Origin of the sequence: Pseudooceanicola pacificus (genome assembly GCF_009789075.1) — a bacterium.
GTDB lineage: Bacteria > Pseudomonadota > Alphaproteobacteria > Rhodobacterales > Rhodobacteraceae > Pseudooceanicola > Pseudooceanicola pacificus.
In genome coordinates this window covers 325,000-350,863 of sequence record NZ_WNXQ01000001.1, presented here as the reverse complement: position 1 = coordinate 350,863, position 25,864 = coordinate 325,000, and the positions used below count along the sequence as shown (strand labels likewise).

The following is a 25,864-nucleotide window of genomic DNA, read 5'->3' as shown; positions in this document are numbered from 1 at the left end:
GCGGCAACACGAGAAAAGGAGAGACCATGCTGCGTAACGACCAGCTCGACCAATGGGACCGCGAGAATTTCTTTCACCCCTCGACCCACCTGGCGCAGTTCGCCCGGGGCGAGGCGCCCTCGCGCATCATCCAGACGGCGCGCGGCTGCCACATCACCGACCGCAACGGCACCAGTCTGCTGGACGCCTTTGCCGGGCTCTATTGCGTGAACGTGGGTTATGGCCGCCCCGAGATCGCCGAGGCGATTGCCGAGCAGGCGAAGGAGCTGGCCTATTACCACGCCTATGTCGGCCACGGGACCGAGGCTTCGATCACCCTGGCCAAGATGGTGCTGGACCGGGCGCCGTCGCATATGTCCAAGGTCTATTTCGGGCTGGGCGGCAGCGATGCGAACGAGACCAACATCAAGCTGGTCTGGTATTACAACAACATCCTCGGCCGTCCGCAGAAGAAGAAGATCATCAGCCGCTGGCGCGGGTATCACGGGTCGGGCCTGATGACCGGCTCGCTGACCGGGCTGGAGCTGTTCCACAAGAAGTTCGACCTGCCGCTGGCGCAGGTGATCCACACCGACGCGCCCTATTACCTGCGCCGCAAGGACCGCGCGATGACCGAGGCGCAGTTCACCGATCATCTGATCGCCGAGCTTGAGGCGCTGATCGAACGTGAAGGGGCCGACACCATCGCCGCCTTCATCGGCGAGCCGCTGATGGGCACCGGCGGCATCGTCCCCCCGCCCGCAGGCTACTGGCCCCGCGTGCAGGAGGTGCTGGACCGGCACGACATCCTGCTGATCGCCGACGAGGTGGTGACCGGGTTCGGGCGTCTCGGCTCGATGTTCGGATCCGATCACTACGGGATCAAGCCCGACCTGATCACCATCGCCAAGGGCCTGACCTCGGCCTATGCGCCGCTGTCCGGTTCCATCGTGGGCGACAAGATGTGGAAGGTTCTGGAACAGGGCACCGATGAAAACGGCGCCATCGGCCACGGCTGGACCTATTCCGCCCATCCCATCGGCGCCGCGGCGGGTGTCGCCAACCTCAAGCTGATCGACGATCTGGGCCTGGTCGAGGCCGCCGGGAAAAACGGCGCCTATTTGAATGCGGCGCTGACCGATGCGGTCGGCGCGCATGGCCAGGTCGCCGAGGTGCGCGGCGAGGGCATGATCGCCGCGATCGAGTTCATGGAGGACCCGGACAAGGGCGCCTTCTTCGATCCGTCCAGGACCGTCGGCGCCAAGGTTTCGGCCGCGCTGCTGGAGCAGGGCGTGATCGCCCGGGCGATGCCGCAGGGCGATATCCTGGGTTTCGCACCCCCCTTCTGCCTGACCGAGGCCGAGGCCGACGAGATCGCCGGCAAGACAAAAAAGGCGGTGGAATCGGTGCTCGGCTGAGGCCATTCCATCCGGGCGCGTCGGGTTCCCCCGGCGCGCCGCAACGCAGAAACTGCGGGACATTTCACCGTGGCGCTCTACCTAACCCTAGGGAATTGTTCATGGGCGTCGCAAATGGCCCAAAAACGACGCCTTTCGGTTGCAACGCGGGAATGGACGCGTTTTAGTTGGTAAAAATAAGCGGGACAAATTCCGCATGGTAAGACAAAAACGGGGAGCCACTTTTGGCTGATACACCAGCGAGCGACGCATTCGTCGAATTCGAACGTGTGCAAAAAAGCTACGACGGCGAAACGCTAGTCGTGAAAGACCTGAACCTCTCGATGCCCAAGGGCGAGTTCCTGACGATGCTCGGGCCGTCGGGTTCCGGCAAGACCACCTGCCTGATGATGCTGGCCGGTTTCGAAACCGCCACCCACGGCGAGATCAAGCTGGATGGCAAGCCGATCAACAACATCCCGCCGCACAAGCGCGGCATCGGCATGGTGTTCCAGAACTACGCGCTTTTCCCGCACATGACCGTGGCCGAGAACCTGGCCTTTCCGCTCGAAGTGCGGAAGATCGCCAAGGACGAGCGCGAGAAGAAGGTCATGCGCGCGCTGGACATGGTCCAGATGGGCCAGTTCGGCGGCCGCCGCCCGGCGCAGCTTTCGGGCGGCCAGCAGCAGCGGATCGCCCTGGCGCGGGCGCTGGTGTTCGAACCGGAACTGGTGCTGATGGACGAACCGCTTGGCGCGCTCGACAAGCAGCTGCGCGAGCATATGCAGTTCGAGATCAAGCACCTGTCCGACAACCTGGGCATCACCGTGGTCTACGTGACCCACGACCAGACCGAGGCACTGACCATGTCGGACCGGGTCGCGGTGTTCAACGACGGCAAGATCCAGCAGCTGGCCCCGCCTGACGCGCTGTACGAAAGCCCGGAAAACAGCTTTGTCGCGCAGTTCATCGGCGAGAACAACACGCTGGAAGGCGTGGTCGAGAGCATCGATGGCAATGTCGCGACGGTCCGGCTGGATGATGGCGAGATCATCAAGTGCAAGCCGGTCAACGTCAGCAAGCCCGGCGAGCGCACCCGCGTGTCGATCCGCCCCGAGCGGGTGGAATACAACAAGGAACGGATGTCGGACGACGCCCACACCATCAAGGCCGAGGTGCTGGAGTTCATCTACATGGGCGACATCTTCCGCACCCGCCTGAGGGTCGCCGGCAACAGCGACTTCGTGATCAAGACCCGGAACGCCCCGGATCAGGTGCGCCTCAAACCCGGCACCCAGATCGAGATCGGCTGGCTGCCGTCCGATTGCCACGCGCTGGACGCCTGACGAATAAGAAAGATCTGCGCCCCCGCGGCCCCTCGGGGCCGGGGCAAGCGCGGCACCCGACGCCCCGACCGTCCCGCCCGTGACGAGTGGCCGAGGGCATCCCATCACGGGTTCTTTTGCGAGAAGGAAAAACATCGCATGAAAACGACTGCTTCGCTCCTGGCGTCTGCCGCCTTCGCCCTGACAGGCGTTGCGGCTTCGGCGCAGGAGATGGCCAACGAGATGACAATTGTCAGCTGGGGTGGCGCATATCAGAAGTCGCAGTTGAAGGCCTATGTCGAGCCCTACCAGGCCATGCACCCCGAGGTGAATGTGATCTGGGACGAAAGCTCGGCCGAGGCAGTGGCCAAGCTTCGTGCCATGAACGAAGCCAAGAACATCACATGGGACCTCGTTGACGTCGAAGCGGCCGACGCGATCCGCCTGTGTGACGAAGGTCTGGCGATGGAGATCGACTTTGACGGCGAACTGGCCGCCGGCGACGACGGTTCGACCCCGACCGACGATTTCGGCGACTCGCTGGTGTCGGATTGCTTCATCCCGCAGATCGTCTTTTCGACGACCGTGGGCTATCGCACCGACATGGTGGGCGACACGCCGCCCAAGGATATCTGCGCGATCTTCGATCTCGACACCTATCCCGGCAAGCGTTCGCTGAACAAGCGCCCGCTGGCCAACGTCGAATGGGCGCTGCTCTGTGACGGTGTGCCCAAGGACGAAATCTACGACGTTCTGGCCACCGAAGAGGGCCAGGAACGCGCGCTGGCGAAGCTGGGCACGATCAAGGACCAGGTGATCTGGTGGACCGCGGGCGCCGACACGCCGCAGCTGCTGGCCGATGGCGAAGTTGTCATGGGCTCGACCTACAACGGGCGCCTGTTCTCGGCGATTGCCGAACAGAACCAGCCGATCGGCATGCTCTGGGATGCCGAGATGCTGGACTTCGACGGCTGGATCGTTCCCGCGGGGCTTGACGCACCGCGCCTGGCCCGGGTGATGGACTTCCTCAAGTTCGCCACCGACAGCCAGCGCCTCGCCGATCAGGCGAAGTGGATCAGCTACGGCCCCGCACGCGCCTCTTCGGCGCCGCTGGTCGGGCAGCATGCCGACCTTGGCATCGACATGGCGCCGCACATGCCGACCGATCCGGCAAACGCAAAGAACGTGTTCGTAACCCAGTATGATTTCTGGGCCGACTACCGCGACGATATCGACGCGAAATTCCAGGCGTGGCTGGCCAGGTAATCCTGGCAGGCCGCCCTGGCGGAAGGGCGGGGGCCAACCCCCGCCCCAACTAAAGGGAGACCACGATGAAACTGACAAAAGCCCTACTTGCCGCGACCGCGGTCGCGATCGCAGGGACGGCCTATGCTGCAAGCCACTCCGACATGGCGAACGAGATGACTCTCGTTTCCTGGGGCGGGGCTTACCAGAACAGCCAGCAAAAGGCCTATGTCGAACCCTATCTCGCCGAACACCCCGATGTGTCGGTGACCTGGGACGAAAGCTCGGCCGAGGCGGTCGCAAAACTGCGCGCCATGAACGAGGCCGGCAACATCACCTGGGACCTGGTCGACGTGGTGGCATCCGATGCCATCCGCCTGTGTGACGAGGGCCTGGCCATGGAGGTCGACTTCGACGAGGTGCTGGCACCCGGCGATGACGGTTCGACCCCGACTGACGATTTCGGCGAAATGCTGGTGTCGGACTGCTACATCCCGCAGATCGTCTATTCGACGACCGTGGGCTATCGCACCGACATGGTGGGAGACACCCCGCCGACCGACATCTGCGCGATCTTCGATACCGAGACCTATCCCGGCAAGCGTTCGCTGGAAAAGCGTCCGATCAACAACATGGAATGGGCTCTGCTCTGCGACGGTGTTCCCAAGGCCGAGATCTATGACGTTCTCGAAACCGAGGAAGGCCAGCAGCGCGCGCTCGACAAGCTCGCCACGATCAAGGATGACGTGATCTGGTGGTCCTCCGGTGCCGACACGCCCCAGCTTCTGGCTGACGGCGAGGTCGTGATGGGCTCCACCTACAACGGTCGCCTGTTCTCGGTCATCGAAGAGCAGGACCAGCCCGTCGCCATGCTGTGGGACGCGCAGGTGTTCGACCTTGACGGCTGGATCATTCCGACCGGCCTGCCCGAGGATCGCCTGGCCCGCGTGCTGGACTTCGTGAAGTTCGCCACCGACACCCAGCGTCTGGCAGATCAGGCCAAGTACATCTCGTACGGCCCGGCGCGCAAATCGTCGGCCCCGCTGGTCGGCAAGCATGCCGAACTGGGCATCGAGATGGGTCCGCATATGCCGACCGATCCGGCCAACGCCAAGAACACGTTCATCTACAACTACGAGTTCTGGGCCGATTACCGCGACGACATCGACGCCAAGTTCCAGGCGTGGCTCGCGCAGTAATGCACTGAGCGCGGCGGGGTGATCCCGCCGCATCCGCGGGGCGGTCCGCCGCCCCGCAACACCCGGCCGGGGAACCGGCACCCAACGACGGGGCGGCATGAACCGCCCGGCACAACAGGGACGCGACACATGCCACAGGGCACTCTTTTCGGCCATCGCAGGGCGTTTGCGCCCGCAATCGGCGCAGGGCCGGGCCAGGGCCAAAGGCACGCCGTCTCCAGCACCGAATTTCCCGCGGAAGGGGCCTGACATGACCACCAGTTCCACCGATCCCGGCAGCATGGACGCTCAGACGTCAGGCAACGGCGCGAAACCCGGCCCGATGCTGGCTGCCGACGGCACGCCGCTCAAGCGCAGCCTGAACCGCGCGCTGCGGCGGCAGAAACTGCGGGCGCTGATGCTGATCGCGCCGCTTCTGATCTTTGTTCTGATCACCTTCATCGCGCCGATTGCCGACATGCTCTTCCGGTCCGTCCGCAACGAGATCGTGCAGGAGACGCTGCCGATGACCGTCGAGGCGCTGAAGAGCTGGGACGAGGAAACCACCGAACTGCCGGACGAGAAGGTCTTCGAAGCCGCCTATTACGACATGTTCCTGGCCGCCGAGCAGAAACTGCACACCCGCCTCGGCACCCGGCTGAACTATGAACTCACCGGCATCTCGTCGCTGTTCCGCAAGACGGGCCGCGCGGTCGACCGGTTCGACACCGACAAATATGTCGACGATTTTGCCGCCCTGGACCCGAGCTGGAAGGACCCGGCCACCTGGGCCGCGATGTTCGCCAACGAGGATATCGCCAAGGCCCTGCCGCAGACGGCGCATCTCTGGCAGCGGTGGACGGATTTCCTGCAGACCAAGAACGAGGACCCGGCGAAAGAGGATGTCGAGCCCTTCCTCTTCACCTCGCTCTATTCCGAGCTGATGGCCGGCGCCGATGTCTCGGGCCTGTCGCCACGGCTGGAGCAGGCCGCCGGTGCCGTCAAGACCTTCACCCCCGTCTCCATCGAGCAGCAGTTCATCGACGCCGACAAGGACTGGGGCAATCACGAGGTCTGGGCGACGATCAAGACCTATTCGCCGGCCTATACGCCCGGCTATTTCCTGAACGCGGTGGATGCGCAGCTGACGGCCGATGGCGTCTCGGCCCGGCCCGAGAACGAACAGATCTACGGCATCCTGTTCAAGCGCACGATCTTCATGTCGATCACCATCACGCTGAGCTGCATCATGCTGGGCTACCCGGTGGCCTGGCTGCTGGCGAACCTGCCGATGCGCACGGCCAATATCCTGATGATCCTGGTGCTGCTGCCGTTCTGGACCTCGCTGCTGGTGCGCACCTCCGCCTGGAAGGTGATGCTGCAGCAGCAGGGGGTGATCAACGACGTGCTCGTCTGGCTGGGGATCATATCCGACAGCGGACGGCTGATCATGATCAACAACCAGTTCGGCACCATCGTCGCGATGACGCATATCCTGCTGCCGTTCATGATCCTGCCGCTCTATTCCGTGATGCAGACGATCCCGCCGACCTACCTGCGCGCGGCGAAATCCCTCGGGGCGACGAACTGGGTGGCCTTCTGGCGGGTCTACTTCCCGCAGTCGGTGCCGGGCATCGGCGCGGGCTCGATCCTCGTCTTCATCCTGGCCATCGGCTATTACATCACGCCCGAGATCGTGGGGGGCACGACGGGGACGTTCATCTCGAACCGGATCGCCTATCACATCTCGTCATCGCTGAACTGGGGCCTCGCGGCCGCGCTCGGCTCGATCCTGCTGGCGGCGGTTCTGATCCTCTACTACGCCTATGACCGGATCGTGGGCATCGACAACGTGAAGCTGGGGTAACGCACATGGGACTTCCTCCGTACGCCACGACCGGCCAGCGCATCTGGTACTACGCCTTCCGCGTGATCTGCGGGCTGATCTTCTTCTTCCTGATCGCCCCCATCGTGGTGGTGATGCCGCTCAGCTTCAACGCCGAGGACTTCTTCACCTTCACGCCGGAAATGCTGCGGCTCGACCCGGCAGGCTACTCGCTGAAGCATTACCGCGACTTCTTCCAGACCTCGGACTGGCAGGCGGCGATGTGGAATTCGCTGAAGATCGCGCCGATGGCGACGCTGCTTTCGGTCGGCTTCGGCACGCTGGCGGCCATCGGGCTGTCGTCGGAACATGTGCCGTTCCGCCGGGCGATCATGGCGATCCTGATCTCGCCGATGATCGTGCCGCTGATCATCTCGGCCGCGGGGATGTATTTCTTCTACTCGCGCATCGGTCTGCAGGGCACCTATCTGGGCGTCGTGCTGGCACATGCGGCGCTTGGCATTCCCTTTGTGATCATCACCGTGACGGCAACGCTGGTCGGCTTCGACCGCTCGCTGACCCGCGCGGCGGCCAACATGGGCGCGGATCCGGTGACAACCTTCTTCCGGGTGCAGATGCCGCTGATCCTGCCGGGGGTGATCTCGGGCGGGCTCTTCGCCTTCATCACCTCCTTCGACGAGGTGGTGGTGGTGCTCTTCGTCGGCTCCGCCGGCCAGAAGACGCTGCCCTGGCAGATGTTCATCGGCCTGCGCGAACAGATATCGCCGACAATCCTCGCGGTGGCGACGATGCTGGTGGCGATCTCGATCGTCCTGCTGACCGTGGTCGAACTGCTGCGCCGCCGGTCCGAACGGCTGCGGGGCATGTCCCCGGGCTGATCCGCGCCCCCTCTCTTCCTCACGGGCGGAGAGGGGCAGGCACCTTCACCGACACCGCAGTGCCGGGCGGCGCGATTGCGTCGCCGCTGGCGCAGGTCCGCCTCCGGCGGGCATATTTGACGCAAGAGGAAGCAGGGGACCGGTCCCCCGCTTCATCTCGTCCAAAATACTCCGGGGGAGTCGCACCGCAGGTGCGGCGGGGGCAGAGCCCCCTCCCGCGCGACGGCGCAGCCGGCGCAACCACCTAAAGCCGGCCGAACCGCTCGCCGATCTGGCTGCCTGCCTCGGCCAGCCCCCAGGGTGGGTTCGCCACAAAGAGCCCGCTGCCAGTCATCCCGTGACCGGGCCGGGCCGAGGGAAAGCGCACCTCGCTGACCAGTGCATCCGGGATATCCAGCGCGTCCAGCGCCTGCCGCATCGGCTCATGCGCGCCCGAGGTCAGCATCGGGTACCACAGCATGATCACCCCGACCGGCCATTTCCGGTGCAGGCGGGACACCAGCCTGGGCATCTCGGACCAGTCGGTCTTCACCTCCCAGGACGGGTCGATCAGGACAAGGCCGCGCCGCGGCTCGGGCGGGGCAAGCGAGAGGGCCAGCGCCGGCCCGTCGGCCTTGCGCACATCGGCGCCGGGCAGGGCGGCGCGCAGGGCGGCGACCTCCTGCGGGTGCAGTTCGGCCAGGGTGATGCGGTCGCTCTCGCGCAGCAGGTGGCGGGCGATGAAGGGCGACCCGGGATAGGCGCGGGGGCCCGCCTGCGCACGGGCGGCGGCCAGGGCGCGGGCATAGGGGTGATCGGCAGGGAACCAGCCGGACACCCGCTCGATTCCCTGCGCCGCCTCGCCCGTCTTCAGTGCCTCGGGAGCCGCAAGGTCATAGAGCGCGCGGCCGGCATGGGTTTCGAGATAGCTGAGCGGTTTCGGCTTCTGCGCCATGTAGTCCAGCGCCAGCGCCAGCAGCGCGTGCTTGTGGACATCGGCCAGGTTCCCGGCGTGATAGGCGTGCTGGTAAGAGAGCATGGCGTTTCTCTAGCACCCCCGCGCGGGGCGCGACAGCCTGTCAGGCGGGCGGGGCGATCCCGGCGCGCGACATGCCGGGCAGGGGGGCGGCGCGGTCTGCGGCAACGTAAGCACGCTCACCGCCACCCCACTGCGGCGGCAACCGGCCCGCCCCGGCAAGGGCGGGCCATGATGCGATCAGGCGCGCACCAGCTTCTCGTAGCTTTCCGCGATGTCGCGCGTCAGGGCGCCGACTTCGAAATTGTAGGTGCCGATCTCGCCCACGGGGGTGACCTCGGCCGCCGTTCCGGTCAGCCAGCACTGTTCGAAGCTTTCCAGCTCTTCCGGCATGATGTGGCGCTCGGTGACCTTGATCTGCTTTTCCTCCAGCATGCCGATGACCGTCTGCCGGGTCAGGCCGTTGAGGAAGCAGTCGGCCTTGGGCGTGTGCACCTCGCCGTCCTTGACGAAGAAGATGTTGGCGCCGGTCGCCTCGGCCACATAGCCGCGGTAATCCATGAACAACGCGTCCGAACAGCCCTTGGCCTCGGCCGCGTGCTTGGACATGGTGCAGATCATGTAGAGACCGGCGGCCTTGGCATGCACCGGGATGGTTTCGGGCGAGGGGCGTTTCCACTTGGAAATGTCCAGCTTGGCGCCCTTGAACTTGGCGTCGCCGTAGTAGTTGCCCCATTCCCAGCCTGCGATGGCCAGGCGCACCGGGTTGCGGGCGGCCGAGACGCCCATGTCCTCGCCCGCGCCGCGCCAGGCGACGGCACGCACATAGGCGTCGGTCCAGCCGTTGGCCTCGAGCATGGCATATTTGGCGGCCTCGATCTCTTCGACCGTGTAGGGGATTTCGAAATCCAGCAGGCTGGCCGAATTGCGCAGCCGTTCGGAATGCTGGACTCCCTTGAAAATCTTGCCGTTGTAGCACCGCTCGCCCTCGAATACCGACGAGGCATAGTGCAGGGCATGGGTCAGCAGGTGCACATTGGCATCGCGCCAGTCCACCAGCTTGCCGTCCATCCAGATCTTGCCGTCGCGATCGTCATAGGCACCGGTCATCGGTTTCTTCCTTCACTGCGCGGTCGGGCCCGCGAATTTTCATTTGTTGCGCGAATTAGTCTCATGCCGGACATTTAATTTCGCGAGTTGCCGGGAATCGCTAACAAATGGGTCTTGGAATGTCAACAAGGCTGACTTAACATGCCGCTTGAATGGGCAAATTGTGAACGAGAGGGCAGGTTACCATGAACGAGGCCAGCAGCGGCGATACCCTTCTCTTTCTCACGGACGAGCAGTTGCGACAGGGCATCGAAGCCATGTTTTTTGCTTACCGTGGCTTCACTTCGGCGCCCGACCAGATACTGGAGGGCATGGATTACGGCCGCGCCCATCACCGGGCGCTGCACTTCATCGCGCGGGTGCCGGGTATGAACGTGAAACGGCTGCTTGAAATATTGGGCGTCACCAAACAGTCGCTGAACCGCGTGCTGCGCACCCTGATCGAGGACGGTCTGGTGGACAGCCGAGTCGGCACCAGCGACAAGCGCGAACGCCACCTGTTCCTGACCGAGAAGGGCCGCGAGCTGGAGGCCCGCCTGTCCGATGCGCAGCGCCGCCAGATGCGCTCGGCCTATCGCCAGGCCGGTCCGGATGCCGTGGCCGGGTTCCGCCAGGTGCTTGAGGCGATGATCGAGCCGCAGGTGCGCGCGACCTATGCCTCTCTGCGCGAGGGCCAGGGATGAGCGAGCCGTCGCCCCACCTGCTGATCGTCGATGACGACGAACGCATTCGTGCCCTGCTGGCCAAGTTCCTGGTGCGCAGCGGTTTCCTTGTCTCGACCGCGCGCGACGCGGCCCATGCCCGCCGCCTGCTGGCCGGGCTGGAATTCGACCTGATCGTGCTGGACGTGATGATGCCCGGCGAGGACGGCGTGAGCCTGACGCGCCACGTGCGCCAGACGCTGCAGACCCCGGTGATGCTGCTGACCGCCAAGGGCGAGACGAGCGAGCGGATCGAGGGGCTGGAGGCGGGGGCCGACGACTACCTTTCCAAGCCGTTCGAACCGCGCGAACTGCTGCTGCGGATCAATGCCATCCTGCGTCGGATGCCCGAACCCGCCCAGCCGGACGAGGCCCCCCGCGTGCTGCACCTGGGCGATGTCAGCTACGACATCGACCGCAGCGAGATGTGGCGCGGGCAGGCGCAGGTGCGCCTGACGGCGACCGAGGTGCAGCTGATGCGCATCTTTGCCGCCAATCCGGGCGAGCCCCTGTCGCGCACCCAGCTGGTCGAGGATCTGGGCCGCACCACCGGGCGGGACGGCGGGCTGGCGCAGGAGCGCGCGGTCGACGTGCAGATCACCCGGCTGCGGCGCAAGATCGAAACCGATCCGAAGCAGCCGCGCTATCTGCAGACAGTGCGCGGCGCGGGCTACATGCTGGCGCCCGACTGACCGCGAATTGCGCGGCACCGCGTGACCTGCCTGCCTGCGCATGTCTGGGGACCTGTTGCCCTCCGACCTGTCGGTCCGGTGCGCCAAGGGATGCCCAGGCCGCCTTAGGGGGCGCCCGGCGAAGTGCCCGGCCCCCTGCAGCCCGCTGCCGGTCTAGCCCAGAGGCGTCTTGGCCTGCCGGGCCCGGCCCCGCTGCAGGCCCAGGTGCCGCTCGCGCAGGATGATGATCACCCCCGCCGAGATGACCAGTAGCGCGCCAACGAGGGTCTGGATCGTCGGCACCTCGGCAAAGAGGAAATAGCCGATCAGCACGGCAAAGATCATCGAGGCGTAATCGAACGGCGCCACCAGCGAGGCATCGGCGAAGCGATAGGCCGAGGTCAGGCAGATCTGCCCGATGCCGCCGATCAGGCCCGAGGAAATCAGCCAGACCCATTCCCAGCCATGCGGCACGACCCAGCCGAACGGGACCGTCAGCAGCGCCAGCACGCTGGAGGTCATCGAGAACCAGAACACGATGGCCGAAGTCTGTTCGACCTGCACCATGTTGCGGATATGGATCTGCGCCAGCGCCCCGCAGACCGCGCCGAAGAGCACCAGCATCACGCCGAAGGCCTGCGTGCTCTTGATCGTGTTGCCGGACTGGATGGTGATGTTCGGCTCCATCACCACCAGCACGCCGACAAGCCCAAGCGCGACCGCGCCAAAGCGGTAGGGGCCGACGCGTTCGTGCAGGAACATCGCGGCAAAGACGACAACCAGCAGCGGCATGGCATAGCCAAGCGCCGTGACCTCGGGCAGAGGCAGCAGGGCGACGGCGGCAAAGTTGGTCCCCATCGCCACCGTCCCGAGGCAGCCGCGCAGCACATGCGCCGTGGGCGATTTCACCTTGAGCCCGACGGACAGGTCGCCCTTCATCGCCAGCCATCCCACGATGACCGGCAGGGCAAAGAACGAGCGGAAGAAGACGGATTCCCCCGGCGGCACGTGATCGGCGGACAGCTTGATCAGCGCGAACATGACGATGAAGCACATCACGGCGCAGAGTTTCAGGATAATACCGCGCAGGGGTGCCATTCAGTCGACCTTCCGGAGGGTTCAGTTCGCCGCGATGCTCTCCTTGTGGCAGACAAAGGTCAACGGCAAGGACGCGCTTGCAATTCCCGGTCCGGCATCGGAAAAAATGGTATACCCACACTCCGAGAGGCCTTCATGTACGACCAGAACCACCTTGCCAGCCGGTTGGCGCGCCATGCCGGACGGACCCCGGACAAGGTCTTTGCCACCCGTCCCGGGCAGTCCGACGTGACCTATGCCCAGCTTTTTGCCGGGGCCGAGAGGATGGCGGCGGCGCTGTTGGCGGCGGGGCTGGCACCGGGCGACCGGGTGGCGGTACAGGTCGAAAAATCCATGGAGGCGCTGCAGCTCTACATCGGCACGGTCCTGGCGGGCGGGATCTTCCTGCCGCTCAACACCGGGTACACGGCGGCCGAGCTGGGCTATTTCCTGGGCGACGCGACGCCAGCCGTGGTGGTCTGCGATCCCGCCCGCCGGGCCGAGATCGCGCCGCTGGCCGGATCCGCCGCCGTCTTCGATCTGGCGCCGGACGGCACAGGCTCGCTGATTGACGCCCTGCCCGACGTGGCCGGGTTCGACGCGGTGGCGCGCGGGGCCGGCGACCTGGCGGCGATCCTCTACACCTCGGGCACCACGGGGCGGTCCAAGGGGGCGATGCTCAGCCATGCCAACCTGGCCTCGAATTCCGAGATGCTGGTGGGGTACTGGCAGTTCACCGACGCCGATGTGCTGATCCACGCATTGCCGATCTTTCACACCCACGGGCTGTTCGTGGCGACCAACGTGGCGCTTTTCGCGGGGGCCTCCATCGTCTTTCTGGCGAAATTCGACCCCGAGGCGATCCTGGACGCAATGCCGGGTGCCACCGCGATGATGGGCGTGCCGACCTTTTACACCCGCCTGCTGGAAAACCCCCGGCTGACCCGCGAGGCGGCGTCGAACATGCGTCTCTTCGTGTCGGGATCGGCGCCGATGCTGGTCGACACGCATGAGAAATGGGAAGAGCGGACCGGCCTGCGCATCCTCGAACGCTACGGCATGACCGAGACCAACATGAACACCTCGAACCCCTATGACGGAGAACGGCGGCCCGGCACGGTCGGCTTCCCCCTGCCGGGGGTCGAACTGCGGGTGATGGCCGACGGGGCCGAGGTGGCGACCGGCGAGATCGGCGTGATCGAGGTGCGCGGCGCGAATGTGTTCCAGGGCTACTGGCAGATGCCCGAAAAGACGGCGGAGGAGCTGAAGCCCGATGGCTGGTTCATCACCGGCGACCTGGGGATCGTGGACGAACGGGGCTATGTCTCGATTGTCGGGCGGTCCAAGGATCTGATCATCTCGGGCGGGTTCAACGTCTATCCCAAGGAGATCGAAGAGGCGATCGACGACCTGCCCGGCGTGGTGGAAAGCGCCGTCATCGGCGTGCCGCACCCGGATTTCGGCGAGGCGGTGGTGGCCGTGGTTGTCGGAGAGGCCTGCGACCCCTCGGCTATCTCGGGCGCGCTGTCCGGACAGCTGGCCAAGTTCAAGCAGCCCAAACATGTCGAGATCGTCGCCGATTTGCCGCGCAACACGATGGGCAAGGTCCAGAAGAAGGAACTGCGCGACCGATACGGGCAGCTCTTCACCGCCTGAACCTTCAGGTTGACGCAACGTCGCAAAAGGCCGGCCCGCTATGCGGACCGGCCACTTTAATGAACGCCTACGTCATTGAAGAAGAATAGATTTAAAATGGAATGGCGGTACAGAACGCCGCCCGGGCCGCCGAGTCAAATCCGGACCAGGCGGTAAAAATCCTTTTCATCGCGTTGCCGGTGCTTTTTCTTGGTCTACATTCCAGCTGTACACCATTTGGGGTATTGTCGTAGCGACGGGCCGGCGGATTTCAACGGCCCTGCAAGGACCAGATCCGGGGGCAGAAGCCGTGTCCAAACTTGGCGAAAACCGAGCGCGACTCATCGAGAGCATCTATCGGATCGCGCTTGAGCCCCAGACCTATGACCAGTTCATGGGCGAATGGGACGCGCATATCTCGGACCGGCTGGAAGAACTGCAATCGCTTCAGGGCGAGAACACCGGCGACGGCGCCCCGGCCACGGACGAAGACCCCGAGATCGCCCGCCATTTCGAGATCGCCTCGCAATTGCTGGAGACGATGGCGCAGCGCCCCCGTCCGGAGGGGGTGGGCCATAACAGCGGCGAGCGGGCGCTTGGCCCGCAGATGCTCATCGACCCGGGCGGGCGGATCGTCTGGTTCAACGCCACCGCGCAGCGCCTGTTCGGGCTGACCAAGACCAGCCGCATCGACGCCCTGCCGCTGCAGGCCAAGCATCGCAAGTCGCTGGAGCGCATGTGCCAGAGCATCAGGCCCGACACCCATGCTGCCAGCCTGCGCCCGGTGGTCCTGCGGGTCGATCCCCAGGGCGAGACGCGGCCGCTGTTCCTGCAGGCCCGCGCCCTGTCCGACCAGCACGAGGGCGACCTGCTTGTGGTGCAGAAGATCACGCCGGACTGGCCGGTGGGCATTTCGCGCATGCTGGCCGAGGATTTCGACATGTCGCCCTCGGAATGCGCGATATGCGAGCTGGTGGCCGAAGGGCACGGGATCGAGCAGATCGCCAACCTGCGCGGCAGCGCCGTGTCGACCGTGCGCACCCAGGTCAAGAAGATCCTCGCCAAGGCCGGGGCAAGATCGCAGGTCGACCTCGTGCGGTTGCTGTTCTCGCTGATGCGCATGGTCGAACGCTATCCGGCGGTGGCATCTGCCGTGACCTCGGACCGCTCGATCCAGGTCCGTCTGGGCGACGGGCGCACCCTTGCGGCCGAGGTGCATGGCGACCTCGGCGGACGGCCCGTGGTGTTCTTTCACGGCATGCTCGACGGGATCGGGATCACGCCCCGGTTCGCAAAGCTGCTGAGCGATGCCGGGCTGCGGCTGATCTGCCCGATCCGGCCCTATTACGGCTCCAGCGATCCGGCCCCCGGGCCCGCCGCCACCGCGCCGGACCGACTGGCGCAGGACGTGGCCGCGCTGCTGGCAGAGCTGGACGCGGGCCCGGCGCTTGTGCTGGGGCATATGGCCGGTTCGCTCTATGCCTATGCCCTGGCGCAGCATCACCCCGAACTGGTGGAGGGCATCCTGTCCGTTTCGGGCAGCGTGCCGCTGCAATCGACGCATTACTTCGCCACCATGTCCACACGGCAGCGGCTGGTGGCCTATACCGCCCGGTTCACGCCGCGCCTGCTGCCCTTTGTCCTGCGGGCGGGCATCAACCAGATGATGAATGGCGGGCAAAGGCGGTTCATCCGCAGCATGTACCAGGAAACGCCCGATGACCTGGCCGCCGTCAGCGATCCCGAAATCTATGAACGCATCGCCGCCGGGCACCGGTTTTCGGTCCGGCAGGGGCACCAGGCCTTCGAGATCGACAGCCAGCACATGGTCAGCGACTGGAGCCATCGGGTCGACGGAACGCAGGTTCCGGTGCGCGTGCTGCACGGCTCTGACGACCCGGCGGTCAAGATCGAGGCGGTGCGCGATTTCTACGACCGCCGCGCGAACCGGGCCAACCTCAGGGTCTTGGACGGACTTGGCCAGCTGATCGTCTACCGCCGCCCGGAAACGGTGGTGGAGGAACTGGTTGCCCTGCGCAGCCAGGCAGAATGGGCGGGGCAATGCAGGAGGACGGCCCTGTCGTGACACGAAAGTCGAGCGAGCAGGGGACAAATGGAAGTTGATGGGAAACAGGTGGAAGACGAAAGAGAATTGGAAGACGGTAAACTGACAGGACCGGGGTTTCGCGTATCCCCAGGCGATGGCCCGGTGCGCGACCAGGTCGTAACCATATTGAAACATGCGCTGCTTTCGGGTCGGTTCGAGCCGGGCCAGCGCCTGACGGAAAAGTCGCTCTGCGAATGGACGGGCGCCAGCCGCCCGGCCTTGCGCGAAGGGCTCAGGCAGCTCGAAGCCGAGGGCCTGATCGTCATCGCGCCGAACCGTGGCCCCTCGGTTGCGAGCCTGGACCAGGAGACGGCGCGGCAGGTCTATGACGTAAGGACCGAGCTGGAGGCCTACCTCGCCCGGCTGGCGGCGCAGAGCGCCGGCCCGGCGGAGGTGGCGCAGATGCGCGCTGCGCTGATCCGGCTGTCGGATACGGCCGAGCGCGGCGACATCCTGGGCATCGTCGCAGCCAAGATCACCTGGAACGAGGTGCTGTTCTCGCTGTCGCGGAACACAGAGCTGAACGACGTCATCCGGCAGCTGAACACCCGGCTGCGCCTGATATGGCCGCGCATGGAGATGGACCAGGACAATGCCCGCAGCGTCGTGGCGGATGTCACCGCCATCACCGACGCGATCGCCAACCGGGATCAGGATGCGGCAGAGGCCGCGATGCGGGCGTTCAACCAGCGCTCGATGCGCGTCATGCTGGCCTTTCTGGCGCCCAGGACCTGAGGCCGGGGCGCCAGCCGGCGCATGCGGGTGTTATTCGGCCGCCGCGCGGCGCGGCAGCACCCAGCCCTTGCGCGGGAAATGGCAGGTATAGCCGTTCGGCACGCGCTCCAGGTAATCCTGGTGCTCGGGTTCGGCCTCCCAGAACGCGCCAACCGGCTCGACCTCGGTCACCACACGGCCGGGCCAGAGCCCGCTGGCATTCACATCCGCGATGGTGTCCAGTGCCACGGCCTTTTGATCCTCGTCGACAAAGTATATCGCCGAACGGTACGACAGGCCGATGTCGTTGCCCTGCCGGTTCACCGTGGTCGGGTCGTGGATCTGAAAGAAGAACTCCAGCAGCTGGCGATAGCTGATGGTGTCCGGGTCATAGAGGATCTCGATCCCCTCGGCATGGGTGCCGTGGTTGCGGTAGGTGGCATTGGCCACGTCACCGCCGGTATAGCCCACGCGGGTCGCCTTGACGCCCGGCAGCCTGCGGATCAGGTCCTGCATGCCCCAGAAGCAGCCTCCGGCCAGAACGGCGCGTTGCTCGGTCATTTCACGTCCTCCACTTGATCCAGGTAATCGCCATAGCCCTCGGCCGCCATGTCGTCGCGATGGACGAAGCGCAGCGAGGCCGAGTTGATGCAGTAGCGCAGCCCGCCCCGGTCGCGCGGCCCGTCGGGAAAGACATGGCCCAGGTGGCTGTCGCCATGGGCCGAACGCACCTCGACCCGGACCATGCCAAGCGAGGTGTCGCGCAGCTCGGCCACATGGGCGGGTTCGATCGGCTTGGTGAAGCTCGGCCAGCCGCAGCCGCTCTCGTATTTGTCGGACGAGGCGAACAGCGGCTCTCCTGACACGATGTCGACGTAGATCCCCGGCTCCTTGTTGTCGAGCAGCGGACCGGTCCAGGGGCGTTCTGTGCCGCTCTCCTGAGTGACGCGGTACTGTTCCGGGGTCAGCTTCGCGATGGCTTCTTCCGATTTGCCATAGCTCTTGGTGGGTGCATCCGTCATATCCGTCTCCCTCTCATGGGCCTTAAGTGGGACTCAGGGCCGGTTTTGCCACCCATGTTTCACCGGTTTCGCCCGGACGTGAAGGGGAAAGGCTCCCACTCGTTGCCGGGGACGCCACAGGGGCGGCGCAAAGCGGTGCCGCCCGGCTGCCGGAGACCCGGCGGGCGGGGTCCCGGGGCAGGCCCGGGACACCGGAAGTCAGAGACGTTCGATAGCCAGTGCGATGCCCTGACCGCCGCCGATGCACATGGTGATCAGCGCGCGCTTGCCGCCGATACGCTCCAGCTCGTAGAGCGCCTTGACGGTGATGATCGCGCCGGTGGCCCCCACCGGGTGACCCAGGGCGATGGCGCCGCCGTTCGGGTTCACCTTGGCCGGGTCGAGGCCCAGGCCCTTGTTTACCGCCAGCGCCTGGGCGGCAAAGGCTTCGTTGGATTCGATGACGTCGAAATCCTCGACCGTCAGGCCGGTGCGCTCCAGCAGGTTCTTGACCGCGGGAACCGGGCCGATGCCCATGACCTCGGGGCGGACACCGGCATGGGCATAGCCCAGCACGCGGGCGCGCGGCTTCAGCCCGGCCTTGTCGGCGGCGGCGGCGGTGGCCAGCACGATGGCGGCGGCCCCGTCGTTGATGCCGCTGGCATTGCCCGCGGTCACGCAGCCGTCCTTCTTGAACGCCGGGCGCAGGCCCGCCAGCCCTTCGAGCGTGGTCGAGGGCTTCAGGTGCTCGTCGGTGTCGAAGGGGACCGTGTCGCGCTTCACCTTCACCTCGACCGGGACGATCTGGCTCTTGAAGCGCCCGCCCTCGATGGCGGCCAGTGCGCGCTTCTGGCTTTCCAGCGAGAATTCGTCCATCGCCTCGCGGCTGATCTGGTGTTCGGAGGCGACGTTTTCCGCCGTGATCCCCATGTGGCCGGTGCCGAAGGGACAGTTCAGCGCGCCCAGCATCATGTCGCGCACCTTGATGTCGCCCATCTTCTGGCCCCAGCGTTCCGACTGGTTGATGTAGGGCGAGCGCGACATGTTCTCGGCGCCGCCGGCCAGGCCGAATTCGGCATCGCCCATGGCCAGCGACTGGATGACCGAGACGATGGCCTGCGCGCCGGACCCGCAGAGCCGGTTGACGTTCATCGCGGGCACGGTATCGGGCACGCCGGCGTCAATCGACGCGACGCGGCTGAGGTACATGTCGCGCGGTTCGGTGTTGATCACATGGCCATAGGCGACATGGCCGATCTGGCCGCCCTCGACGCCCGAACGCGCCATCGCGGCCTTGGCGGCGACGGTGCCCAGTTCAATCGGCGGAACCCCTGCCAGGCTGCCCCCGAAGGTGCCGATGGCCGTGCGTGCGCCGTCGAGAATGACGATATCTTCCATGTCCTGGTCTCCCTGAAAACCTCTCCGGACCCGGCGCCGGAGCGGCCGGTGCGCGGGTCTGGCAACCGTCTTGCCCTGTTCAAGGGGATCATGCAACGCTTCGCCCATGCCAGCCCTGGATTTCGCTCCCGCCACCCCGGCCGAAGAACAGCTTGCGGCCGAGGCCGGAAGCGGGGCCCGTATCGTACTGGGCGACGGCGCATTTCCCGGCGACGATCCCGCCCGCGTGATCCGGGCCGAGGTGATCCGCGCCGCCCTGTCGGGCCGGGATCCGGCGTTGCGGCTGTCGGACAAGGGGCTGCGCCTCAAGGGCGCGCGGATCGAGGGGCTGCTGGACCTGCAGGGCATGCAGAGCGATTTCGACCTCGCCCTGACCTCGTGCCAGCTGGATACCATGCCCGAGCTGGTGAATGCCCGCCTGCGCGGCGTCTATTTCACCGATTGCCACCTGCCGGGCCTGTCCGCCGACAATGCGGTGTTCGACGGGGCGCTCTACCTGCGCGGCGGCACGCTGGTGACGGGCGAGATCAGCCTGGCCGGGGCACGCATCGCGGGGGACCTGCAGCTCTGCGATGTCGAGCTGCACGGTTCCGGGCAGGATGCCGTCTTTGCCCCGTCGCTGCGCGTCGGCGGATCGGTCTACCTGGGCAATTATCCCTATTCCGACGGCGTGACGGAGCTGAGCGCCGAGGGCGCGATCTTCCTGGCCACGGCGCAGGTCGCCAATGACGTCTTTGTCACCCGCTGCGCCATCGCCCCGAAAGAGGCTGCCGGCGATCACGTCTTTCACGCCAGCGAGGAGCACGGCCCCGACAACGCCCTGTCGCTGGCCCGCGCCCGGATCGGCGGCATCCTCTATTTCCGCGACAACCAGATCGCCCGGGGTATCGTCAGCCTGGCCGGGGCCCATGCCGCGCGGCTGCGCGACGAACCGGCCGGGCCGGGGGCGAGCTATCCGATCCGGCTGGACGGGCTGACCTATGACGATTTCTCGCGTCATACGGAAACCAGCCTGTCGGCCCGTCTAGACTGGCTGCGCCGCCAGCCCGCCGACACCGGCTTTACCGCCCAGCCGTGGGAGCAGCTGGCCCGTGTGCTGCACCACATGGGCCACCGCCACGACGCCCGCACGGTGCGCATGCGCAAGGAGCAGATCCTGCGGCGCGAAAACCGCCGCATGCTGCGCGCCGAGGCCCGCCGGCCCGGCCTGCGCCGCCGCCTTGCGCGCGAGACGCGGTGGTGGGGCAGCATCGTCACCGATGTGGTGATGCATTACGCCGTGGGCTACGGCTACCGCCCCGGCCGCGCCCTGCTGCTGGCTGTGCTGCTGATCGCCGGGCTTGGCGCCTTTTTCCAGCGGACCTGGGCCGCCGGGGACATGGCGCCCAATGCGCCGCCGATCCTGGTCTCGGCCGGATGGCAGGCGGCGGTGGCCGACCATCCGGACAATCCCGCCGCCTTCTGGTCGGCGCCGGGGCAGGCGGGGCAGGATTACGAGACCTTCAACGCCTATGCCTATGCCGCCGACCTGGTGATCCCGCTGATCTCGCTGGGGCAGGAGGCATCCTGGGCGCCGTCCACCAGCCGCTCGCCCTGGGGCCGGGCGGGATGGTGGATGCGCTGGATCGCGATCGCGGCTGGCTGGGTGATCACCGCACTGGGTGCGGCCGCCGTGACCGGCGCGGTGCGTCACGAATAGCTGCGCTGCAGCATGCCCGTTTTTCAATCTGCTGCAAGAACGGGCCATTCGGCATCGTCGGGACCACGAAATCGGCGTCCGCGCCACGGTCTGGCCTGCCTCGGCGGTGTTTCGCCGCAGTTTTCACAGGTCGGGTATTCCCTACTGTGCGAAGGATGATAACTGCGGGACAAGTACCGAGAGTTGAATACGGAGACCAACACTATGACACGCGAACGCAGGTTCACGTTTATCGCCGCTCTCACGGTCCTGGTGGGCATCGTCATCGTTACCGATATCGTGCCTCAATCCCAGGCAGGCAGCGCGACGGTCGCATCCCACAACTGACAGGGCCATTCGGCGCGCGATCTGGCCTGAACCGGACGCCGTGACCTGCCCTATGGCACCAGACGACTGCGTCCGGTGCCCTCCAGAACCAGGCAATCCATCCCTTCGAAGACAACCGCCGTCAGCGGCCGGTCGTAACCGGCGCCGCTGTCCAGGTCGATCCGGTTGCCGAAATGCTGCGCCTCGTCGAGCGCCGTGTGCCCATGCACCACCAGCCAGGGATGCGGGTCGGCATGGGCATGGAAATCGCCACGGATCCAGACCAGGTCATCCTCGCGCTGTTCGGCCAGGGGAATGCCGGGGCGAATCCCCGCGTGCACGAAGAGCAGCGGCCCCCGTTCGGCGGTCAGCACCAGCCCGTCCAGGAACGCCCGGTGCGAATCGGGCACGGCATCGCGGGTTTCGGCAAAGACCTGCGCCGGGTCGCGGTCGTCTGACGGGTCGACGCCGTAGCTTTCCATCGTCGTCTTGCCGCCCATGCGACGGTGCGGCCAGGGGATGCCGGATGTCACATTGGGGTCGTGCACCGTGCCATCGGCCAGGTAGTTGCGGAACATCCGGTCGTGATTGCCCATCAGGCAGGTCCAGTTGCGCCCCTCTGCCAGCCCGCGCGACAACAGCTCGATCACGCCTTTGCTGTGCGGGCCGCGGTCGGTGTAATCGCCCAGAAAGATGACCTCGTCCTCTGGCCCGGCGCCGTCGGCCTCGATCCGGGCCAGGGCGTCCTCCAGCATGGCCAGCTGGCCATGAATGTCTCCGATAGCGTAGATGGTCATGCGGCCCTCCGTTGGCGGAGTTGAAGCATGTCCCGCCGCGAAAGGCCAGCCATCCGTCCTGCGGGTGCCCGGACGGGCGCGGGCGGCCTGTTCCTTTCCGGTCGCCCTGCCCCCGCCCGCCGATTGAAGAGAATCGGACGGTGCGACATTATCGCCCGGCGCCTTGCCCGCGCGAGATCGGAACGGCCCCGCAGAATGGGCCAAGGGACAGAAAAAGGATCAACGTTATGAACGGTATAGCTTTTGTTTTTGTGGTGGCTGGCGTGGTCTGTGCCCTGATCGGCATGGCCTGGGGCATCCACATGTCGGCCAGCGGGAACCACCTGATGGCCCCCGCCCACGCCCACCTGAATCTGCTGGGCTGGGTCAGCCTTTCGCTGTTCGGGATCTACTACCACCTGGTGCCCGCCGCGGCCTCGGGTCTTCTGGCCAAGGTGCATTGCGCCGTGGCTCTGGCAGGCGTCGCGATCATCGTGCCCGGCATCTACATGGCGATCACCGAATCCGGCGAGACGCTGGCCAAGCTGGGCTCGATCCTGTCGATCCTGTCGATGCTGATTTTCCTGATCGTGGTGCTGACCTCGCGCCGCAAGACGGCCTGAGGCCGCGCCGGCCACCGCAGCAGCGTCTGAGAGGGGGGGACCGGCTGCCTGACACCGGCGGCCCCTGCGCCGTCTGACATGCTGCGACAGGTGGGCGGGGGCTGACCCGGTCCCGAGATGAAAAGGGCCCGCCCTGCGCTGTGCAGGCGGGCCCTTGCCGTGAGATGGTGCCGGTCAGGCGGACTGGAACACCAGCGGCTTGACCTGCTCGAACATGCCGGTCGCCTCAAGCGCCTTCTGTGCGGCGCCGTTCAGCGGCTCGTCAAGGTAAAGCAGCGCGATGGCCTCGCCCCCGGCGGTGGCCCGGCCCAGGGTGAAGTTCGCGATGTTCGCGCCATTCTCGCCCAGGGTGCGGCCCAGGGTGCCGATCACGCCCGGCACGTCCTTGTTGGTGGTGTAGAGCATGTGCGGTCCGACCTCGGCGTCGATGTTGATGCCCTTGATCTGGATGAACCGCGGCTTGCCGTCGCTGAACACCGTCCCCGCGATCGACCGCTCGCGCTTTTCGGTCACCACGGTCACCTTGATGTAGCCGTCGAAGGCGCCCGACTTGTTCTGGTTGGTGGTCGAGATCTTGATCCCGCGCTCCTGCGCCACAACCGGGGCCGACACCATGTTCACGTCGGGATTGGCCTTCTTCATGATCCCGGCAATGACCGAGCAGTTCAGCGCCGCCAGGTTCATCTGCGCCACGACACCGTCGTAGAGAATGTTGATCGCCTTGATCGGCTCGTCCGTCATCTGGCCGATGAAGGCGCCCAAGTGATCGGCCAGCTTGACCCAGGGGCCCATGACCTTGGCTTCCTCGGCGGTCATCGAGGGCATGTTCAGCGCGTTTTCGACCGCGCCGTCCAGCAGATAGTTCGCCATCTGCTCGGCGACCTGCAGGGCGACGTTTTCCTGCGCCTCGGTGGTGGCGGCGCCCAGGTGAGGGGTGCAGACCACGTTGGGCAGGTTGAACAGCGGGTTCTCGGTGGCCGGTTCGACCGAAAAGACGTCGAAGGCAGCACCGGCCACATGGCCGGATTTCAGCAGGTCGGCCAGGGCCTCCTCATCCACCAGGCCGCCACGGGCGCAGTTGATGATGCGGACGCCCTTCTTGGTCTTGGCCAGGTTCTCGCGGCCCAGGATGTTCTTGGTCTGGTCGGTCAGCGGCACGTGCAGGGTGATGAAATCGGCGCGCTTGAGCAGTTCGTCCAGTTCCACCTTCTCGACGCCCATCTTGTCGGCCTTTTCCTGGCCGAGGAAGGGATCGTAGGCCACGACCTTCATCTTCAGCCCGCGGGCGCGGTCGCAGACGATGCCGCCGATATTGCCGGCGCCGATCACGCCCAGGGTCTTGCCGGTCAGCTCGACGCCCATGAATTTGGACTTTTCCCACTTGCCGGCATGGGTCGAGGCGCTGGCCTCGGGCAGCTGGCGGGCGACGGCGAACATCATGGCGATGGCGTGCTCGGCGGTGGTGATCATGTTGCCGAAGGGCGTGTTCATCACGATGACGCCCTTGCGCGATGCGGCGTCGCGGTCGACGTTGTCGACACCGATGCCGGCCCGGCCGATGACCTTGAGATTGTCGGCGGCGGCGATGATCTTCTCGGTCACCTTGGTGGCCGAGCGGATGGCCAGGCCGTCATACTGGCCGATCACCTCGAGCAGCTTGTCCTTGTCCTTGCCCAGGTCGGGCTGGAAATCGACCTCGATGCCGCGATCCTTGAAGATCTGGACGGCGGCCGGGGAGAGTTTGTCGGAAATGAGAACGCGGGGGGCCATTGCAGGGCTCCTAGACAGACAGGGGGAGGGTGCGGGGCCCGCGCGGGGGCCCCGAATTTTCGACGAAAATTCGCGCTCAGGCGGATTCGGTCTGGGCTTCGATCTCGGCCATGAAGGCGTATTCGATCCAGGGCAGCAGCGCCTCGATATCCGAGGTTTCCACCGTGCCGCCGCACCAGATGCGCAGGCCCGCGGGCGCGTCGCGATAGGCGCCGAGGTCAAGCCCCACGCCTTCCTTTTCCAGCCGCTTGGCCACGGCCTTGGCAAAGGCTGCGCCATCGGCGATGCGCGCATCGGTGAACTTCAGACAGACCGAGGTGTTCGACCGCGTCGCCGGGTCGTTCGCCAGATTCGCGATCCAGTCGCGGCTGTCGCAGAAGTCCCAGATGGCCTGGGCATTGGCATCGGCCCGGGCGATCAGACCCTCGAGCCCGCCAACCGAGCGCGCCCAGTCGAGCGCGACGAGGTAATCCTCGACCGCGAGCATGGATGGCGTGTTGATCGTCTCGCCCTTGAAGATGCCCTCGATCAGCTTGCCGCCCTTTGTCATGCGGAAGATCTTGGGCAGCGGCCATGCGGGGGTGTAGCTTTCCAGCCGCTCGACCGCGCGGGGCGACAGCACGAGCATCCCGTGCGCCGCCTCGCCGCCCAGCACCTTCTGCCAGGAGAAGGTGACGACATCGAGCTTGTCCCACGGCAGGTCCTGCGCGAAAGCGGCAGAGGTCGCGTCGCAGATCGTCAGCCCGGCCCGGTCCGCCGGGATCGCGTCGCCATTCGGCACGCGCACGCCCGAGGTGGTGCCGTTCCAGGTAAAGACGACATCGGTGTCGAAATCCAGTTCGGCGAAATCGACGATCTCGCCATATCCGGCTTCCTTGACCTCGGCGTCGATCTTGAGTTGCTTGACCACGTCGGTCACCCAGCCGGCGCCAAAGCTTTCCCAAGCCACCATGGTCGCCTTGCGCGCGCCCAGCATCGACCACATCGCCATTTCCACGGCGCCGGTGTCGGAGGCGGGCACGATGCCGACCTTGTAGCCCGCGGGGATCCCGAGGATCTCGGCGGTGCCGTCGATCGCGGCTTTCAGCTTTTCCTTGCCGATGGCGGCGCGATGCGACCGGCCGAGCGCGGCGTCTGAAAGCTTGTCGAGTGCAAATGTGGGGATTTTGGCGCAGGGGCCAGAGGAGAACCGCGGATTCGCCGGCCGCGATGCCGGTGCTTCAATAGCCATATAGCTATCCTTCCAGATAAGCGCCCCTCGTTGGGGAGGGGTGTCCCGCTGCTGCGTATATGCCCCCGCCGCGACTCTTGCAACGGCCTTGATGTCGCTTTCTGCATCAAGCAGGTCGCAAGCGTGTGACAGTGTCGGGAAACCCTGCACGGACCCCCCCCCGGGATTCCCGGGAACACAGCCGCGCTTGCCCTGTCGCAAGGTTCGACGACTCGCGCAGGGGCCCGGCCATGTCCGCTCAA

At 65.9% G+C, this 25,864-nt stretch carries 22 protein-coding genes and 1 pseudogene; 14 read left to right on the top strand and 9 right to left on the bottom strand.

The genetic code is table 11. The annotated features are described in order from the left end of the window. Nucleotides 1-26: 26 nt before the first annotated feature. The 6 genes and pseudogenes from GLS40_RS01630 to GLS40_RS01610 form a co-directional block, all read left to right on the top strand. Nucleotides 27-1,397: an aspartate aminotransferase family protein gene (locus GLS40_RS01630; protein ID WP_160380852.1), complete on the top strand. Its 1,371-nt coding sequence runs from the start codon at nucleotides 27-29 to the stop codon at nucleotides 1,395-1,397. Between the two features lie 224 nt (nucleotides 1,398-1,621). Continuing rightward, nucleotides 1,622-2,722 carry an ABC transporter ATP-binding protein gene (locus GLS40_RS01625; protein ID WP_160380851.1) on the top strand — a complete coding sequence of 367 codons (1,101 nt, stop codon included), beginning with the start codon at nucleotides 1,622-1,624 and terminating at the stop codon, nucleotides 2,720-2,722. 138 nt (nucleotides 2,723-2,860) lie between these two features. Further along, nucleotides 2,861-3,967: an extracellular solute-binding protein gene (locus GLS40_RS01620; RefSeq protein ID WP_160380850.1), complete on the top strand. Its 1,107-nt coding sequence runs from the start codon at nucleotides 2,861-2,863 to the stop codon at nucleotides 3,965-3,967. Between the two features lie 65 nt (nucleotides 3,968-4,032). Continuing rightward, on the top strand, nucleotides 4,033-5,145 hold the full coding sequence (locus GLS40_RS01615; RefSeq protein WP_160380849.1) for an extracellular solute-binding protein: 1,113 nt from the start codon (nucleotides 4,033-4,035) through the stop codon (nucleotides 5,143-5,145). Nucleotides 5,146-5,425: 280 nt separating this feature from the next. Then, nucleotides 5,426-6,991, top strand: coding sequence for an ABC transporter permease (locus GLS40_RS17785; protein WP_235905750.1), 1,566 nt, complete (start codon nucleotides 5,426-5,428; stop codon nucleotides 6,989-6,991). A 5-nt stretch (nucleotides 6,992-6,996) separates the two neighbouring features. Continuing rightward, a pseudogene (locus GLS40_RS01610) lies at nucleotides 6,997-7,848 on the top strand (ABC transporter permease); the annotation flags it as partial. A 244-nt stretch (nucleotides 7,849-8,092) separates the two neighbouring features. On the opposite strand, the gene GLS40_RS01605 reads toward GLS40_RS01610, so the two are convergent. After that, nucleotides 8,093-8,866, bottom strand: coding sequence for a 23S rRNA (adenine(2030)-N(6))-methyltransferase RlmJ (locus GLS40_RS01605; protein WP_160380848.1), 774 nt, complete (start codon nucleotides 8,864-8,866; stop codon nucleotides 8,093-8,095). Nucleotides 8,867-9,043: 177 nt separating this feature from the next. Beyond that, entirely contained in the window at nucleotides 9,044-9,913 is an 870-nt protein-coding gene (locus GLS40_RS01600; protein ID WP_160380847.1) for a branched-chain amino acid aminotransferase, read from the bottom strand. 185 nt (nucleotides 9,914-10,098) lie between these two features. Here GLS40_RS01600 and GLS40_RS01595 point away from each other — a divergent pair, with 185 nt between their 5' ends. After that, nucleotides 10,099-10,596 (top strand): MarR family winged helix-turn-helix transcriptional regulator, encoded by a 498-nt coding sequence (locus GLS40_RS01595; protein WP_160380846.1) that lies wholly within the window; start codon nucleotides 10,099-10,101, stop codon nucleotides 10,594-10,596. Further along, nucleotides 10,593-11,306 carry a response regulator gene (locus tag GLS40_RS01590; protein ID WP_160380845.1) on the top strand — a complete coding sequence of 238 codons (714 nt, stop codon included), beginning with the start codon at nucleotides 10,593-10,595 and terminating at the stop codon, nucleotides 11,304-11,306. The genes GLS40_RS01595 and GLS40_RS01590 overlap by 4 nt, the downstream gene beginning before the upstream one ends. A gap of 153 nt (nucleotides 11,307-11,459) precedes the next feature. On the opposite strand, the gene GLS40_RS01585 is transcribed toward GLS40_RS01590, so the two are convergent. Continuing rightward, entirely contained in the window at nucleotides 11,460-12,383 is a 924-nt protein-coding gene (locus GLS40_RS01585; RefSeq protein WP_160380844.1) for a DMT family transporter, read from the bottom strand. A gap of 135 nt (nucleotides 12,384-12,518) precedes the next feature. Here GLS40_RS01585 and GLS40_RS01580 point away from each other — a divergent pair, with 135 nt between their 5' ends. The 3 genes from GLS40_RS01580 to GLS40_RS01570 all read left to right on the top strand — a co-directional run bounded on the left by GLS40_RS01580 (nucleotide 12,519) and on the right by GLS40_RS01570 (nucleotide 16,839). Then, nucleotides 12,519-14,018: a malonate--CoA ligase gene (locus GLS40_RS01580; RefSeq protein ID WP_160380843.1), complete on the top strand. Its 1,500-nt coding sequence runs from the start codon at nucleotides 12,519-12,521 to the stop codon at nucleotides 14,016-14,018. A gap of 289 nt (nucleotides 14,019-14,307) precedes the next feature. Next, on the top strand, nucleotides 14,308-16,083 hold the full coding sequence (locus GLS40_RS18190) for an alpha/beta fold hydrolase (RefSeq protein ID WP_160380842.1): 1,776 nt from the start codon (nucleotides 14,308-14,310) through the stop codon (nucleotides 16,081-16,083). Nucleotides 16,084-16,206: 123 nt separating this feature from the next. Next, nucleotides 16,207-16,839 carry a GntR family transcriptional regulator gene (locus GLS40_RS01570; RefSeq protein ID WP_160380841.1) on the top strand — a complete coding sequence of 211 codons (633 nt, stop codon included), beginning with the start codon at nucleotides 16,207-16,209 and terminating at the stop codon, nucleotides 16,837-16,839. 30 nt (nucleotides 16,840-16,869) lie between these two features. On the opposite strand, the gene msrA is transcribed toward GLS40_RS01570, so the two are convergent. From msrA to GLS40_RS01555, 3 genes are all read right to left on the bottom strand, one after another. Next, nucleotides 16,870-17,379, bottom strand: coding sequence for a peptide-methionine (S)-S-oxide reductase MsrA (msrA, locus tag GLS40_RS01565; RefSeq protein WP_160380840.1), 510 nt, complete (start codon nucleotides 17,377-17,379; stop codon nucleotides 16,870-16,872). Next, nucleotides 17,376-17,840: a peptide-methionine (R)-S-oxide reductase MsrB gene (msrB, locus tag GLS40_RS01560; protein ID WP_160380839.1), complete on the bottom strand. Its 465-nt coding sequence runs from the start codon at nucleotides 17,838-17,840 to the stop codon at nucleotides 17,376-17,378. The genes msrA and msrB overlap by 4 nt, the downstream gene beginning before the upstream one ends. Before the next feature lie 198 nt (nucleotides 17,841-18,038). Continuing rightward, the gene (locus GLS40_RS01555) at nucleotides 18,039-19,217 is read right to left on the bottom strand and encodes an acetyl-CoA C-acyltransferase family protein (protein ID WP_160380838.1); all 1,179 of its coding nucleotides are present in this window, start codon (nucleotides 19,215-19,217) and stop codon (nucleotides 18,039-18,041) included. Between the two features lie 106 nt (nucleotides 19,218-19,323). Here GLS40_RS01555 and GLS40_RS01550 point away from each other — a divergent pair, with 106 nt between their 5' ends. Continuing rightward, the gene (locus tag GLS40_RS01550) at nucleotides 19,324-20,916 is read left to right on the top strand and encodes a hypothetical protein (RefSeq protein ID WP_160380837.1); all 1,593 of its coding nucleotides are present in this window, start codon (nucleotides 19,324-19,326) and stop codon (nucleotides 20,914-20,916) included. Nucleotides 20,917-21,120: 204 nt separating this feature from the next. Continuing rightward, on the top strand, nucleotides 21,121-21,243 hold the full coding sequence (locus GLS40_RS18065) for a hypothetical protein (protein ID WP_268892914.1): 123 nt from the start codon (nucleotides 21,121-21,123) through the stop codon (nucleotides 21,241-21,243). A gap of 50 nt (nucleotides 21,244-21,293) precedes the next feature. Here the strand turns inward: GLS40_RS18065 and GLS40_RS01545 are convergent, their stop codons facing one another. Beyond that, entirely contained in the window at nucleotides 21,294-22,019 is a 726-nt protein-coding gene (locus tag GLS40_RS01545) for a metallophosphoesterase family protein (RefSeq protein ID WP_160380836.1), read from the bottom strand. A gap of 227 nt (nucleotides 22,020-22,246) precedes the next feature. Between GLS40_RS01545 and GLS40_RS01540 the strand changes: the two genes are divergently transcribed. Further along, a complete protein-coding gene (locus tag GLS40_RS01540; RefSeq protein ID WP_160380835.1) occupies nucleotides 22,247-22,621 on the top strand; it encodes a hypothetical protein in 375 nt (124 codons plus the stop codon). Between the two features lie 174 nt (nucleotides 22,622-22,795). On the opposite strand, the gene serA is transcribed toward GLS40_RS01540, so the two are convergent. Further along, complete coding sequence (gene serA, locus GLS40_RS01535; RefSeq protein WP_160380834.1) at nucleotides 22,796-24,391, bottom strand: phosphoglycerate dehydrogenase; 1,596 nt, start codon at nucleotides 24,389-24,391, stop codon at nucleotides 22,796-22,798. Nucleotides 24,392-24,467: 76 nt separating this feature from the next. After that, nucleotides 24,468-25,622: a phosphoserine transaminase gene (locus tag GLS40_RS01530; RefSeq protein ID WP_160380833.1), complete on the bottom strand. Its 1,155-nt coding sequence runs from the start codon at nucleotides 25,620-25,622 to the stop codon at nucleotides 24,468-24,470. Between the last annotated feature and the right edge of the window lie 242 nt (nucleotides 25,623-25,864).

Bases quoted from the DNA above. Each gene is read 5' to 3' on its own strand.
- GLS40_RS01540 (WP_160380835.1), top strand. From the start codon at position 22,247: ATGAACGGTATAGCTTTTGTTTTTGTGGTGGCTGGCGTGGTCTGTGCC.
- GLS40_RS01530 (WP_160380833.1), bottom strand. From the start codon at position 25,622: ATGGCTATTGAAGCACCGGCATCGCGGCCGGCGAATCCGCGGTTCTCC.
- GLS40_RS01555 (WP_160380838.1), bottom strand. From the start codon at position 19,217: ATGGAAGATATCGTCATTCTCGACGGCGCACGCACGGCCATCGGCACC.
- GLS40_RS01620 (WP_160380850.1), top strand. From the start codon at position 2,861: ATGAAAACGACTGCTTCGCTCCTGGCGTCTGCCGCCTTCGCCCTGACA.
- GLS40_RS01585 (WP_160380844.1), bottom strand. From the start codon at position 12,383: ATGGCACCCCTGCGCGGTATTATCCTGAAACTCTGCGCCGTGATGTGC.
- serA (WP_160380834.1), bottom strand. From the start codon at position 24,391: ATGGCCCCCCGCGTTCTCATTTCCGACAAACTCTCCCCGGCCGCCGTC.
- GLS40_RS01550 (WP_160380837.1), top strand. From the start codon at position 19,324: ATGCCAGCCCTGGATTTCGCTCCCGCCACCCCGGCCGAAGAACAGCTT.
- GLS40_RS01580 (WP_160380843.1), top strand. From the start codon at position 12,519: ATGTACGACCAGAACCACCTTGCCAGCCGGTTGGCGCGCCATGCCGGA.
- msrA (WP_160380840.1), bottom strand. From the start codon at position 17,379: ATGACCGAGCAACGCGCCGTTCTGGCCGGAGGCTGCTTCTGGGGCATG.
- GLS40_RS01545 (WP_160380836.1), bottom strand. From the start codon at position 22,019: ATGACCATCTACGCTATCGGAGACATTCATGGCCAGCTGGCCATGCTG.
- GLS40_RS17785 (WP_235905750.1), top strand. From the start codon at position 5,426: ATGGACGCTCAGACGTCAGGCAACGGCGCGAAACCCGGCCCGATGCTG.
- GLS40_RS01605 (WP_160380848.1), bottom strand. From the start codon at position 8,866: ATGCTCTCTTACCAGCACGCCTATCACGCCGGGAACCTGGCCGATGTC.
- GLS40_RS01590 (WP_160380845.1), top strand. From the start codon at position 10,593: ATGAGCGAGCCGTCGCCCCACCTGCTGATCGTCGATGACGACGAACGC.
- GLS40_RS01615 (WP_160380849.1), top strand. From the start codon at position 4,033: ATGAAACTGACAAAAGCCCTACTTGCCGCGACCGCGGTCGCGATCGCA.
- msrB (WP_160380839.1), bottom strand. From the start codon at position 17,840: ATGACGGATGCACCCACCAAGAGCTATGGCAAATCGGAAGAAGCCATC.
- GLS40_RS18065 (WP_268892914.1), top strand. From the start codon at position 21,121: ATGACACGCGAACGCAGGTTCACGTTTATCGCCGCTCTCACGGTCCTG.
- GLS40_RS01600 (WP_160380847.1), bottom strand. From the start codon at position 9,913: ATGACCGGTGCCTATGACGATCGCGACGGCAAGATCTGGATGGACGGC.
- GLS40_RS01595 (WP_160380846.1), top strand. From the start codon at position 10,099: ATGAACGAGGCCAGCAGCGGCGATACCCTTCTCTTTCTCACGGACGAG.
- GLS40_RS01630 (WP_160380852.1), top strand. From the start codon at position 27: ATGCTGCGTAACGACCAGCTCGACCAATGGGACCGCGAGAATTTCTTT.